Origin of the sequence: Pseudomonas sp. 21LCFQ010, from assembly GCF_024129905.1 — a bacterium.
Lineage (GTDB): Bacteria > Pseudomonadota > Gammaproteobacteria > Pseudomonadales > Pseudomonadaceae > Aquipseudomonas.
This window is the reverse complement of the sequence record NZ_JAMYDZ010000013.1, coordinates 113,241-126,627: the sequence shown is the minus strand read 5'-3', so window position 1 is coordinate 126,627 and position 13,387 is coordinate 113,241. Positions and strand designations below refer to the sequence as shown.

Here is a 13,387-nt window from a genome sequence, read left to right as displayed (position 1 = left end):
ATCAGAGCGTTTGCGGATGTTGCAGAGGGTAAGCCCTCATTCTTCGAAAGCACGACGCAGGATGGTAATGACCTGCTCACGCCCTGGCCCGACAACCGGAGGTTTGGTCGGGTTCTCCCCAAACTCGCGCCAAATGAACAGAGTCAGTTCGGCACCGTCGGTCTTCGGGCTGGCAGCGGGAGGGTAATCGAACGCTCTGAGCGCCCGGTAGCGCTCATCCTTCCAGAACAGTTCTTCGACCCAGGCATAGACAGGGATGCAATGAAAATGAATAGGCCAGCCCGCCTCATGACCGTAACGGCTGATATACAACTGCTCAGGTTGCAACTCGCTCTGCATGATTCGCTGAACCTTGGCGAGCAGCATGCCCAGTTCAGCCTGGGCGATCTCAGGCAAATCGCCCAAGGCACCTGCAGTTTTGGCACCGAGCATCAGATAGCCTGGCAGCGCAGAAGCCATGTGATGGTTGAGAACCCAGTGCCCGGTTTCAAAAATGATCAGGTGTTCAGGAATGTGCATCGCGGACCAGAAGGAGCTATGGGGTTGGCAGGATATCAGCAGTTGTTAGAGAGATGATGCCCAGCCGCATCGAACTGCCCCAGCCACCAGCGCAACCGCCAGGGTATGATTTGCACCTCGGCGCGAATGCCCGCTTTGGCGTAAGGATCTTCTGCCTCGAAGCGTTCAGCCTCTTGCCGGTCTTCGGTGTCGATCAACGAAGCACCGCCGATGATCCGGGTGCCAGTCTCATCCAGCAGCGCGCCGGATGACAGCAACTTGCGGCCATAGGTCGCCAGGTACTGGCGGTGCGCGTCACGCACCTGCTCACGTGCCTGGTCCTTGCCCGGATGGTCATAAGCGATGATCAAGTACGGCATACCGTCCTCCATTTCGTTGCGGCTGATTCGCCCGCTCAGGCACTGCGCCTGTTACGGCCAGCGTTGAGCAGCAAGCCGGCCAGCCAGGCGCCCCCCAGCAGCGGCCAGAGCATGAACAACTGCCCGGTGATGACCAGCAGGACCACACTGCACAGTGTGCCGCTGAGCAAACCAGCCCAGGCCCATTTGGACCACCGCGGATACCCGAATGATTTTAAAAAATGATAGTAAAGCCGCCAGCCCGTTACGATGCCGAACCAGCCGCCACCGAGCAAAACCGCCAGCCCCACGCGGCGGAGCATGTCCTCGATAGACAGCACAGCCTCTTCAACGACAAAGGACACCAGCAGACCCAGCGCCAGCAGGCCATAGACCCCGGCCAACAGCGTCACCGGGAGCATGACCACAATGGCCACGACTCGCAGCATCAGCACGGTAAAAACCGAGCGTTGCCTCATGAAGCCAGCAACGCCACCAGCCGCGCCTCGATACCCGAATCCAACACCTCCAGCAGCGCCACGGTCACCGGCAATTTGAAGCGTCGCGGTCCGGCACTGCCGGGGTTAAGGAACAGCCGCTCGCCGCGCCAGTCAATCAAGGGTTTGTGCGAGTGGCCGGTGATGACCAGTTTTATCGCCGGATCAAGCGGCGCAGGCACATCAGCGACATCGTGAACCAGCAACACCTGCCACGGCCCCAGATCGAACAGTGATTGATCCGGCAGGTTCTGCGCCCAGGCAAAGTCCAGGTCGTTATTGCCGCGCACCACATGCAAGGGTGCGATACGCGCCAGGTGTTCCAGCACTTCGGGCTTGCCGATATCGCCGGCGTGGATGATCCGCTCACAGCCCTGCAAGGCCGCCACGGCCTCGGGACGCAGCAGGCCGTGGGTATCGGAAATGACGCCGATTTTCATGGGTTCTCCATCATCAGGATCAACCGCGCCAGACCTCACGTTTGGCCAGGGCACACTTGAATTGCATATGGATCTCATCAGGCCATTCAAAGCTCAGCTGGTCAAGTTGGCGCATGGTGGCCTTGATGAAAGCCTGCCCTTCAACACCGGTGCGACACACCCAGTTCAGGCCAATGACACGGGTGACCTTGCCTTCGTCGTTCACGCTAATGCGGTAGTCAGCTTCAACATCGCCACCAAACTCGGCCTTGAGGCGCAGGTTGAGCCGCTCGACTGTTGCACGGTCGGGCAGGCTGTTCGAAAACTGCTGGTAGCCGGTGTACATTCTCCAGGGGTACGACCAGTCGAGCCGGGTCCCAACGGCAAACAGTGCCACCAGCACCAAAAGAGTCAGTAACAAGCGCGTCCTGCGAGGCGTAACGAAGTCTCCATGACAAAGGCCTGGGTATATCGGCTTGCGGCAACGGAGCTTGAGCGCTTGCGGATTTCATGAACTGGCTGCAGAAACAGGCTATCTTCACGCCCTCTTCCATTGCTGACAGGCAGCGTCGCTCTCTATGCCATCCATCCTGAAAAAACCGGCTTTCGCCATTGTTGTAGGCATCCTATTCGTGCTGTTCGACCAGTGGGTCAAACTTGTCGCCCTCGCCCGCCTGCCCTACGAGAACTTTCGCTACGGCTCCGACAGCCTCTGGCTGGACGTCGCCCTGAGCCTGAATCCCGGCGCCTTTCTGAGCCTGGGCGCCAGTCTGCCGCCGATGGTCAAACAAGGCATTTTCATCGTCGGGGTGGGTGTGGTGGTGGCCTGGGCGCTCTGGTGGGCGTTGTCACGCTGGCAGGCTGCACCTGCCAAAGCCGCAGCGGTGTACCTGATTGCTCTGGGCGGTGCTTCGAACCTGTTCGACCGCGCCTGGCGCGACGGCCATGTGGTGGATTATCTGGTGCTGAACGCTGGCAGCCTGCACACCGGCGTGTTCAATATCGCCGACATGGCCATCATGGCCGGTGCGTTTTATCTGCTATTTGCAGGTTTCGGCAAACCCCGTACAGCCTGAGTCAGGAAACCCGGTACACCCTGGGCCCAGCCTGGCAGACCCGGTTTCTGCCTTGCTGCTTGGCCTGGTACAGCAATTGATCGGCGCTGGCCAGCAACTGGGCAGCGTTGCTGGCCTGAAGACTGTCGCTGCTGACCACACCGGCACTGATCGAGACATGACCGAGCGGGCTGGCAGCGTGTTCCAGGCAGTCGGCAGCAATCGCTGCGCGAACCCGCTCGGCGACAGCAGCGGCATCGGCCAGTGCGCTGCCGGGCAGCAGGATCACAAACTCTTCACCGCCGTAACGCGCGACCATATGATCGGGGCGTTCAAGGTTGTCACGCAGCAGGCGGGCGACCCGTTTCAGGCACTCATCGCCTTGCAGATGGCCGTAGCGATCGTTGTACTGCTTGAACCAGTCGATATCCAGCAGGATGACACCCAGCGGCAGCCGGTTGATCCTGGCATGAGCCCACTCGCGCTCCAGCGCCAGGTCGAACGAGCGGCGGTTGGCAATGCTGGTCAGGCCGTCGGTGCGGGCAATCTGTTCCAGTTCACGGTGCGCAGCACTGAGGCTGTGCTCGGCACGCAACAGCCGCTGAATCTGTTGCCAGATCAGGTAGCCGAGCAAAGCCACTACCGTCACCATCAAACCGGTCAGGGCGAAGGAACGCCACACATAGTTCCACCACTGGGCGTACACCGCATCGAGCGACAGGCCCGCAGCCGTTACCAGCGGCAAGCCGGGAATACGCTGATAGGCATACAGCCGCTCGACCCCGTCAACCACGGAAGTGACCACGGCGCTGCCATGATCAGCCAGTGGCAAGTACCTGCTGAAGATCTCGCCCTTGGCGATATTGGTACTGATGATCTTTTCCAGCGTCGGGCGACGTGCCAGCAGGTCGCCATTTGCCAGGGCCAGGAAAATCACGCCCTTGCCATCAACGTCCAGCCGTTCAAAGAAGCTCTGGAAATACGCCACCGGTACAGTGGCCAGAACCACGCCGGCAAAGCTGCCATCGTCATGATTGAGGCGTCGGCTGATCGGTACGATCAGATCGCCTGTCGTGCGGCTGGCGACAATCGAGCCGATATGGACCGCCGCACTGGGGTTGTCCCGGTGCCAGATGAAGTAGTCGCGGTCGCTGTTGTTGCGGCTGCTCTGGGTCTGGGTGAACGAGTTGGCGATCCAGTTGCCGTGTTCGTCATAGATGAACAGCCCCTGCACGCCCTCCACGTCCACCACGTTGCGGGCCATCAGTTGCGAAAGACGCAGCCGCTGCGGCGCCCCCCCAGCCATCGACCTCGATGCGTTCAGCAATGTTCTTCAGAGTGCTGTCAGCCTGGCGCACGGTGTCGGTCGCGTGTTGCTCGGCCGCCCGGACGATGTTGAACACCGCACTGCGGGCATTGGCCAGACGCTCATCTGCCGACTGTTTGACCTGCCAGAGCGTGGCCAATAGCAGCGAGACACAGACCAGGCAGATGAAGACCACGATCCACATCGACAGCGCTTTGGGCGTCAGGCGTCCAGACAGGAAGGCAGTTGGGTTCATAAATCGTCGTCAACGTTCTGGCAGTTACGCTACGCACTGCAGGTTTCATACCCTGCGGCATCTGAACGAAGACAAATCTGCACACGCATACGTGCCTGTTGGCGGCTAATGTGCTGACGACTTCAAGAGCGATTATTTAGAGATTCGGCCCGGCTGAGCCTGAGAGAAAATGGCAGGGGCGGCTGGATTCGAACCAACGCATGGCAGGATCAAAACCTGCTGCCTTACCGCTTGGCGACGCCCCTGTAGCGACGAGTGCGAACACTCTGCTGAAGATTCCTGCATGCCTGTTTGGCGGGCTGTGCTGGAATGAGCGGCAATTTACCAACATTATTTACGTCTGTGAAGCCCTTTGTTTAAAAAAATTACTTTTAAAACAGCTGGTTACTGTTTAACCAGCTGTATGCACAGGCTTTCACAGGAATTTGGCCGCTGCGACCAGGCCAATCGCCCTTCAACTGACAGCGGGCGCCAGGGTCTTCTCGAACACCGCGACCCCGTCCAGATCCCTCAAAGTTACGGTCAGCGCGGCGCTTTGCCCGTCAATATTGACCTCACCGAAAAACTGAAAGCCGGCAAACGGCGAGGTGTTCTGCGCTGGCGGGGCCTTGTGGAATACCAGTTCCGGGCCAAAGGTCTTGTCCAGCGGGTTGGGGCCGAAGCTGCCAGCGTTCAGGGGACCGGCGACAAACTCCCAGAACGGGTCGAAATCCTGGAACACCGCGCGCTCAGGCTGGTAATGGTGAGCCGCGCAGTAATGCACATCGGCGGTCAGCCATACGCAATCGCGAACCTGCTGGGCCTTGAGAAAGCCAAGCAGTTCGGCGATTTCCAGCTCCCGTCCAGCCGGTGCACCGTCCTGCCCGTTGGCAATGGCTTCCCAGCGCGGTACGCCGGGGCTGACTTCGCCGTCCGGCACACCCAGCCCAATGGGCATGTCGGCCGCAATGATCTTCCACTGCGCTTTAGAGGCTTTGAGTTCGCGCTTGAGCCAGTCCAGTTGCTCGCGCCCTAAAAAAGCCGTGCCGGGGCCAGGCTTTTCGCTCAGGTTGGCGTCGTTGGCATCACGGTAACTGCGCATGTCCAGCACGAACACATCAAGCATCGGGCCATAGCCAATCTTGCGATACACCCGCCCGCCGTTGTCAGCCTGCTGCAGGCGCATCGGCGCGTATTCGAGAAACGCCTGGCGACCGCGTGCCGCCAGCAGCTTGATGTCCTTGACCTTGTAGCGGTCATCGAGCTGCTTGCCCGGTGACCAGTTGTTGGTCACCTCATGATCGTCCCACTGCCAGATCTGCGGCACCTGGGCATTGAAGCGGCGCAGGTTTTCATCGATCAGGTTGTAACGATAATTGCCGCGGTACTCGTCGAGGGTCTCGGCCACCTTGCTTTTCGCCTCGGTGGTGATGTTGCGCCAGATCCGCCCGCCTTCGGTACTCAGTTGCGCCGGCACCGGACCGTCGGCGTAAATGGTGTCGCCGCTGTGAATAAAGAAATCCGGCAGACGCAGGCGCATCGCTTCATAGATACGCATGCCGCCGATGTCCGGGTTGATACCAAACCCCTGCCCCACCGTGTCGCCACTCCAGACAAAACGCAGGTTGCGCCGTTGCTGCGGGGTGCTGCGCAAGTGGCCAAACTCCGGCTCGCTCAGCACACCGGACTGCGCATCCTCGAACTGCACGCGATAGAAGATCGCCTGATCGGCCGGCAATTCGCTCAGATCGACCCTGGCGGTGAAGTCACTGCGCGCATCGGCCAGCGCCGAGGCCAACCGGCGCGGGTTGCTGAACATGCTGCGGGTGTCCCATTCCACAATCAGCCGCGCAGGCCGGTCACAACGACTCCAGACCACGGCACGGTCGCCGGAAATGTCGCCGGACTGCACGCCATCGGTGATCTTCGGTCGGTCCCGATTCGAAGCGATCACTGCCGGTGCCAGGCCCGGCAAGAGCAGACCGGCACCGGCCACTTGAATGATGCGACGGCGTGTGGGGTCGAACAGGGTCATGGAGAAGCCTCTTGCAGATGTGAGGCTTCACGCTAACAGCCAGGCTTGGCAGGGATGTGACAGTGTTTCGTTGCGCTCTGGCCTACAGGCAATACTGCTCAGATAAGCGCCGCAGCCTTTGTGGGAGCTAGCTTGCTAGCGAAGACGGCGGCGTGTTCGCAGCAGATGCTGTGACTTTACCGGCCTCTTCACGTGCGACCGGAACGCCGGCCGGCTGTTCCCACAGAGACTTGCAGTGCCTAAACGCCCTCCCACAAGACCGCGCTCCCGACAATTATTCCGTCGGCATCTCGGTGTCGATCATCTCCGGCACCTTGGCCAGCGGGAACTGCCGGGCCTGGCCGGGTTGTGGTCCGCGCCTGGCCGGCAACGGCTCCAGCACCTGCGGATGCCCGGTCTGCAAGGCGCGTTCGATGGCCGCGACCACCCGAACATCGCGCCAGCCTTCCTGGCCATCGGCCTCCGGTACTTCGTTGTTAAGGATGCAGTCAGAAAAATACGCAGTTTCACCGGCAAACTGATCCACCACCGGATGGGTGACCCTGCGGCTCTCTTCCTGCAAATGGGCACGGTAAGCAATGCCGACCCCTTCGCCGTAACCGAAACAAGGTGAAGCCTCGACCTCGCCTTCGCTACCGATCAGTTGAAAGCGCTCGCTGTCCGGCAGGCTGTAGCTGACCGTGAACTGCGCCAGTCGCTCGTCCGGGAAGCGCAGCGACACCGTCACCGTGTCCCAGGTGCCGATATCACGGCCCGGCGTCTTGACGCCCACTGCACTGACCTCAATCGGCTCGGCCGCGAACAACTGGCGCACCATGTTCAGCGGGTAAGGCCCCATATCCGGTACGGGACCTGCGCTAAAGCCATGTTGGGTACGGTGATTACTGAGCTTGACGGTCTGGGTGAAGGTCGAGGTAAACAGCCGAGGCTCACCGAACTCCCCTGCCCGCACCCGTTCGATGATCTCCAGCGTGCCCGGCTCGCTGTGCAGCCGGTAGGCGATCATCAGCTTGCTGCCGGTGCGATTGGCCGCTTCGATCATCGTGTGGCAGTCAGTCTCATTGGTGGCCATGGGCTTTTCCAGCAGCACATGGATGCCCGCCTCCAGGGCCGGCAGCACGAACTCCAGATGGCGAAAGTTGGGGGTCGCCACATAGACCGCATCAATCTCGCCGGACTTGAGCAGCCTGTCATAGTCCTCATAACGGTAAGCCTTGATGCCATACAGCGTCGCCAGTCGATCAGCCTTGTCCGGGTCACCGGTCACCAGCGCCGTCAGCGTCGAATTACGGGTCTGGCCGACACCGGGCATGAATGCCCCTTGAGAAATCGAGCCGCCACCTACCACACCGTAGCGAATCTTGCCGTCTTCACTTGGCATCCTGACTCTCCTGGATCGCGGGCAGCCGGTTGGCTGCCCTGTATGGAGTGGGGCCAGTGATGGGCGGGGAAGTTCAGCGAATTTGCCGATGTAGAGACAAACAGGCCTTAACCCGTCCGGACAATTTGCAGGTTGTCCAAGTCGTAGATGTCACCGCCTTCCAGCGGGCTGCGAATGAAACCGATCCTGAAATTGCTGGACAGACGAGAGACCTGACCCGCTGCCATGGTTTGTTTTTCATCCGGATCAAACCCGGTACACAGTTCAGGTAAGCTGGCCACTGTTTGCCAGAAGGCAACAAGAAAGAGCCGAAAACGATCAAATACCTGACCTTGCAGAATATCGGCAACCTGCGAGGGAACAGCATTGGGTTGCGCAGAGGTGTTGAGCCAGTCAGCCGCAACGCGCTGGCCCTGACCTACAACAACGCCGGGATACTCGTAATCAGGAGTGAAGCTCAGATATACCGGTTCCAATCCCGAACTAACCGGGAAGACTGCAACATAATCGTCCAGCTGGGTTGCCGACAGGTCAGCACTCTCGACCTCTGGAACATCGCGGGGGGCAAAATTACCGCCGCGGGAAGTGCCTTGCGCTGCACCAACCCTTTGCGCCCATTGAGAATGACTGTACCAGAGAACCTCACGCTGACGGCCATCCGGGCAGTTCAGGCGCCAGCCCTGTTCCAGTTCATCCCACACGGCCATGCGAACCCTCACGCTGGAAGCAATCTCCGCCCCATCAGTACGAACGACACACACATTGGTTTGCTCCAATACCTCGCGCAGTCCGTTCCAGTCTCGTCCATACCGCAACGGGTATGTTGCAATGCTCACCCGGTAAGGCATCTCAACGTGCGCGTTCGCCAAAGCAAGACAGTGCCAATCCACACCCTCAGCAGACATCAATTCGCGCAGAGGAACACTGAAGGCCACAGGATCGCCACAACCCGGCCTGCTATCGCTGAACCCAAGAATGCTGGCCATTAACGCATCGTCAGGCGCGTCCAGCTCCCACGCAAGTCCTGTTACAGCAGAACGAAGGCATCGACTGAGTATTTGCCATTGATCGTCAAATAACTCGAATCGGGTTGGTTCTGCGGCCAGTAGTCGAGGATGAAAGTCCATTCGAAAAAGCGGCGCAATCAGTGTCTGTCGCCCCCATGAAGGACCGGTTTTAGCCGCGTATGCCAAACGAACCAGATGATCTCGGGTACGCCTGAAAGTCACCTCTGCACGCTCATGCAACGACCGATGACGCTGTTCAAAGACTGCCTTGTGCCCGTGGTAACGTTGACTCGCCTGATCGAGAAGCTCCAGCTTTCGCTGCTCAAGATCCTGAGTGCCAATTTTGGTCCCCGCTCGCCGCGCCCAGTCCAAAGAAAACGCCAAGCGACCGCCTGCATGTTTATAGCGATTCAGAACACCGATGACTTTAGTGCGCAATTCATCCATATGATCAAGATGGCGCTCCGTCTGAGTAAAGATGTCTGCAGTCGCGGTCTTACTCAGGTCTGATGACAAGCGTTTGTCGGCCTCATCAAGCTGATGTTCATACTCGTTCAAACATGTCTGGGCGGCTGCCTGCTGGCCATCCAACTCGCCAACCTGAGCAACGACAAGGTCAAGCTCACGCTGAGCACGCCCCCTTGCATCCAGAGCAGTGTTACTGCCAACAGGTACATCGTCCTTGAATGCTTGCTGTTTTCGAACGCCATACCAGGCCTGAATCTCTCCCAATGCGGTTTCATTTTCTGAATAGGCATCCCGCTGATTTCGCGTATCGGGATAAAAAAGCAGGTCGCACCCCCGAATATGGGCGGTCAGCCGATCAAAGTGTTCGATCATCAGATCGTGCTCATCAGCGACAACGTCAACGGCCCAGATTTTGTTCAGAAAACTTGCAAACTCTGCCCGCGTATAGTCTTGCAGTCGTTCCTTGAATTGCATGATTAAGTTCCCTTGGTTTATGTAGAGCCAACCCGTCGCTTGAGCCAGCGGCGGGGTTGTTCTGCGTTTTTCCAGATAAATGAGCTGCAACCCTGGAACGACTACGAATGCTTATCCATCAAGCTAAAAACAAGACCAAACACGTCAAGAGAAGCGTTGTACTGAACCACTACCTTTACACCAGGATATTTTTCATGGCCCAGCGCAAACGCCTCCCACCCACCGGTTTGGCCTAACGGATCGGGCATTTTGATGGGGCCTGTAGCCTCCAAAGGCTGACCTAGCAACTCGTGCACTTCAGCCTTAGACATCGCAACTTTGAAAGGCTTCGGCAACGCCCCGGTATATACGACCTGTTCAGGATATGTTTTCAGTAATCTGAAAACTAATGTATCGAAAACCTTGCCTACGGAGCGAAAGCTCATTGCTATACCGGGTGCCGGGGTGATGGAAAGAACATCATCGCCCTTAAACATTTCCAAAAGTGGCCCTTGGGTATGCACACCCTCGACATGGATGGCGTCTGACTGTTTCCCTAGCGAGCTTAAAAGCCCTTGTACCTGAGTGATATTCATCAGTAAAACCCCTTCTCCTTATAGGCCTGGTGCAATTGCTCGCGGGCGGATTCCAAGGCCCGCTCATCAAAACCCAGCTCCAGAAGCCCTGTTTTTATTGCATCAAAATTGCTATTAACACCCGCCTCTGGATCGCTTGCATCTTTTAACTGTTTTTCGACAGTATTTTTTCCATCTAAAAGTTTCACTATATTTCTCGTGCACAGCCTTGGGAATGACAATACTGGGCGCGCTATTGGACATTTTCTTGACCTCTTCCGGAAGCAGGCCCGGATACCTCGTGCGAACCAACCTGATAAAAGCAGCCCGAGAAAGAATATGATCCACATCCAGGCCATCCCCCCTGCTGCGCCGCTCCAGCTTGTCATAAGGTCCCGTTTCCAGCACCTTGACCGGCTCGGCAAAAATAAGATCAGATGAAGGCAAATCCTCCTCTTCAGCGTACCCCGGAATCACCGTCGTCAGGTCCGCCGGATCCACAACCGGCAGTGGATCAACCTGTGAAGACAACGGCTCAATATCACTTCCGGAATGAACCGTCGGCTGCTGTGGCTCAGCCGGGGTTGTGGTTGCTCCCAATAACTCTGTGCCTGGGGCGTGCAGCGGTGTCCAGACAAGGTTGCCGCGTGCTGTAGGCCAGGACTGATAAGCCTGAGTGAAGCGCGCTACTCCGTAATCGCTGTCAGGCTTGGTCATTACCAGACTTGAAAGATCAAACGGATTGGCTTGGGCAGCCAACGTATCTTTCGCGCGGATTTCATAATGGCGGCGCTCGCCAACCCAATTGGCCTTGGGCGCATAAGGGGGCATCCCACGCAACATGCGTTTGACACTCAGCGGGTCAAAGCCTTCGTTGAGCAGGTCATCCTCAGCCAGTACGCGCCAGACTGACGCGTCGAAGGCTGACAACGAATGAAACTCACGCTGGCGTAACCGCTCGCCTACCTGTTCGGGTAATGCAGCGCCGGTGGGGCTATCGGCCAGCAGGCGCCAGCCTTTATCGCCTGGCACACCCTGCCCCGTGACCACGCCGTAACCAGCAGACGGCAAGGGGAACGACAGATACAGCGGTGCCAATCCCAACTCTGGAGCAAAACACACAATGCAATCGTCAAAGCGCAGGTCAACACCCGCCGGCAACTCGGCAACCTGCAGTTCAGTGCCAAAAACGTGATGCTCCACTGGCAAGGTAACGGATGTGGCTGGCGCACTGTCCATCACCACTTGCCGCCCAGGCGGTGCTGAAACAGTGGCTTCGTCGATAGTGGTCAAGGGATGAGGCGCCGCCATGATTACCGGCACCTGAGCAGTGAAGCCCGGCCCGGTACTTACCACATGCAACTCAGTGCCTTGGTCCACAGGCACGAGCTTGATGCGTGTAGGCAAATCAATCGTCCCGCCTGCCTCAGCGATGGCAGGTAAATCGATGTTACTGGGGACTCCCATGACCTCGGCGTTGACGCCCATTCCTTGGGAAAAGCGGCGCCGCTGCTCGGGTGTCAACTCGCCGTTGCCCAACACCGGCGAGTACAAGGCAGTCGTCACGCCCAGCGCAACCGTCTGGCCTGCACGAATGAGCGCTACGCGCACCAACTCAGTAACCGCAGCTCTGACCTGCGCCTGCAATGCCTTGGCGGCGTCGTGCGCCAGCGCGGTATCACTACGACCGAACAAGATGGCGCCACTGCCGGCCATATCGACCGGGATGTACCGGATATTGGCGGCCTGCAGGCGTGTCTGCCGTATGACTTCTTCGACACGCTGGTGGTGTTTTACATGCTCCTCACGCTGACGTTCTTTCTGGCGAAGTGCGGCTTCACGCTGCTCTTGTTCCCGCCACATGATGGCGTCACGCGCATATTGCTCCGACAGCGCCTCAATCCGCTGCCTTAATAGTCGAATCGACTCGCCCAACAGTGCGTTTTCATGCGCCGCGATATAGGCCTGCTCCCAATTGCGGTGCAGATCGTGGGCGGCCTGAGCACTCTCACCGCTGCGCTGCTCCAGCTGCTGCCGATAATCCTGGCCGGTGCGATGCAAGGCATCATGCCCATCGAATGCCGATGCCAATGCAGCACGGGCCTGCAAAGCCGCTTGCTTGGCGGTCGCTACTGCGTCGATTTCGGCCTTTTTCTTGGAGATCAGGTACAACTGCCAGCGTTCGTTACCTGGAGTCTGCGGCGCCTTTGCCGCTGCCCTGATTTCTTGGTCGAGCTGTTCGGCAAGGCCGGCCTTGCGTTGCGCGTACTGGTCATCCAGCTCGGCACGCCTGCGCTCATGAACACTGTGCAATTGATCGAGCACGCTGCGATGTGCAGCCAACGCCTGCTGACGTTGCGCCTGTTGATGAGCGTCCTGCTCAGCCCTGGCGCGAGCCTCGGCTTCGGCACGCGCGCTGGCGATGGCTTGGGCTTTAGCCTTGGCACGCCGCTTAGCCTTCTTGCGGCTGCTCCCGCCGAAACCGCCGCTGAAGCCACCGCTGAAATTGCCATGGTTGTCAATACGGACACTCCAGCCTTCCCGGCCACTACCACGGCCGGGGACCGGTTTACCCGCCAATGCCTCGTCGTTATTGCCGGAGGTTGAAGAAGCACCGGTGGCAAACAGTTTGCCGATATGCTGGTCTGCCCAAAGCGCCTGGTCGGCATAACCGGGCACAGTACTGGATACGATAGGCTCAGCACTTTGGTCACTTCCTGAACCATTGTTTGAATGGCCTGTTCCTTCACCCTTGGAAGGGTCAAGAGGTTTTATTACCCACAGGTGTTTCTCTGGTGGATCATTATTTTCATCGCTCATACAGACTTCCTTGCGGTGGTGTATGACGATGTTTTACCGGCTAATACCCAGACTAATTACATAACTATTTACCACGTTGCTATTTTAAATCCTTCAGAAGAAGACCAAAACCAAATCCAGCACTAACGAATCATCACCAAACACAAAATCACCGAACAACCTCCATAATTATATATAATCCTTAGACCTTCCGATAAAATGGACACACGTAACACCTAAGTCACTTCGAATTTGCGTCACCGACACATATGCAGTTCTTAAAGAAACGAACTATCTTTG

Annotated in this window: 13 protein-coding genes and 1 tRNA gene; 1 reads left to right on the top strand and 13 read right to left on the bottom strand. The window is 58.1% G+C overall.

Going from position 1 to position 13,387, the window contains the following annotated elements:
- Positions 1-36: 36 nt before the first annotated feature.
- The 5 genes from NJC38_RS16450 to NJC38_RS16430 are packed head-to-tail and all read right to left on the bottom strand — an operon-like array spanning position 37 to position 2,194.
- On the bottom strand, positions 37-519 hold the full coding sequence (locus NJC38_RS16450; RefSeq protein ID WP_253115835.1) for an HIT family protein: 483 nt from the start codon (positions 517-519) through the stop codon (positions 37-39).
- A gap of 35 nt (positions 520-554) precedes the next feature.
- Positions 555-878, bottom strand: coding sequence for a YciI family protein (locus NJC38_RS16445; RefSeq protein ID WP_253115833.1), 324 nt, complete (start codon positions 876-878; stop codon positions 555-557).
- 35 nt (positions 879-913) lie between these two features.
- The gene (locus tag NJC38_RS16440; protein WP_253115831.1) at positions 914-1,336 is read right to left on the bottom strand and encodes a hypothetical protein; all 423 of its coding nucleotides are present in this window, start codon (positions 1,334-1,336) and stop codon (positions 914-916) included.
- Positions 1,333-1,794: a metallophosphoesterase family protein gene (locus tag NJC38_RS16435; RefSeq protein WP_253115829.1), complete on the bottom strand. Its 462-nt coding sequence runs from the start codon at positions 1,792-1,794 to the stop codon at positions 1,333-1,335. The genes NJC38_RS16440 and NJC38_RS16435 overlap by 4 nt, the downstream gene beginning before the upstream one ends.
- 19 nt (positions 1,795-1,813) lie before the next feature.
- Positions 1,814-2,194, bottom strand: coding sequence for a hypothetical protein (locus NJC38_RS16430; RefSeq protein WP_253115828.1), 381 nt, complete (start codon positions 2,192-2,194; stop codon positions 1,814-1,816).
- 157 nt (positions 2,195-2,351) lie between these two features.
- Here NJC38_RS16430 and NJC38_RS16425 point away from each other — a divergent pair, with 157 nt between their 5' ends.
- On the top strand, positions 2,352-2,849 hold the full coding sequence (locus NJC38_RS16425) for a signal peptidase II (protein WP_253115826.1): 498 nt from the start codon (positions 2,352-2,354) through the stop codon (positions 2,847-2,849).
- Between the two features lies 1 nt (position 2,850).
- Here NJC38_RS16425 and NJC38_RS16420 read toward each other — a convergent pair whose 3' ends face one another.
- The 8 genes from NJC38_RS16420 to NJC38_RS16385 all read right to left on the bottom strand — a co-directional run bounded on the left by NJC38_RS16420 (position 2,851) and on the right by NJC38_RS16385 (position 13,108).
- A complete protein-coding gene (locus NJC38_RS16420) occupies positions 2,851-4,080 on the bottom strand; it encodes a sensor domain-containing diguanylate cyclase (protein ID WP_253115824.1) in 1,230 nt (409 codons plus the stop codon).
- Complete coding sequence (locus NJC38_RS16415; protein WP_253115822.1) at positions 4,040-4,390, bottom strand: hypothetical protein; 351 nt, start codon at positions 4,388-4,390, stop codon at positions 4,040-4,042. Before NJC38_RS16415 ends, NJC38_RS16420 begins: the two co-directional genes overlap by 41 nt.
- A gap of 170 nt (positions 4,391-4,560) precedes the next feature.
- Positions 4,561-4,635: transfer RNA gene (locus tag NJC38_RS16410), tRNA-Gln, on the bottom strand.
- Between the two features lie 209 nt (positions 4,636-4,844).
- Entirely contained in the window at positions 4,845-6,404 is a 1,560-nt protein-coding gene (locus tag NJC38_RS16405) for an alkaline phosphatase D family protein (protein WP_253115820.1), read from the bottom strand.
- A gap of 274 nt (positions 6,405-6,678) precedes the next feature.
- Complete coding sequence (locus NJC38_RS16400) at positions 6,679-7,785, bottom strand: Gfo/Idh/MocA family oxidoreductase (protein ID WP_253115817.1); 1,107 nt, start codon at positions 7,783-7,785, stop codon at positions 6,679-6,681.
- Between the two features lie 107 nt (positions 7,786-7,892).
- Positions 7,893-9,734, bottom strand: a complete 1,842-nt coding sequence (locus NJC38_RS16395) for an S-type pyocin domain-containing protein (protein WP_253115815.1) — start codon at positions 9,732-9,734, stop codon at positions 7,893-7,895.
- Positions 9,735-9,835: 101 nt separating this feature from the next.
- A complete protein-coding gene (locus NJC38_RS16390) occupies positions 9,836-10,309 on the bottom strand; it encodes a DUF6392 family protein (RefSeq protein WP_253115813.1) in 474 nt (157 codons plus the stop codon).
- Between the two features lie 114 nt (positions 10,310-10,423).
- Positions 10,424-13,108 (bottom strand): S-type pyocin domain-containing protein, encoded by a 2,685-nt coding sequence (locus NJC38_RS16385; protein WP_253115811.1) that lies wholly within the window; start codon positions 13,106-13,108, stop codon positions 10,424-10,426.
- Positions 13,109-13,387 lie beyond the last annotated feature (279 nt).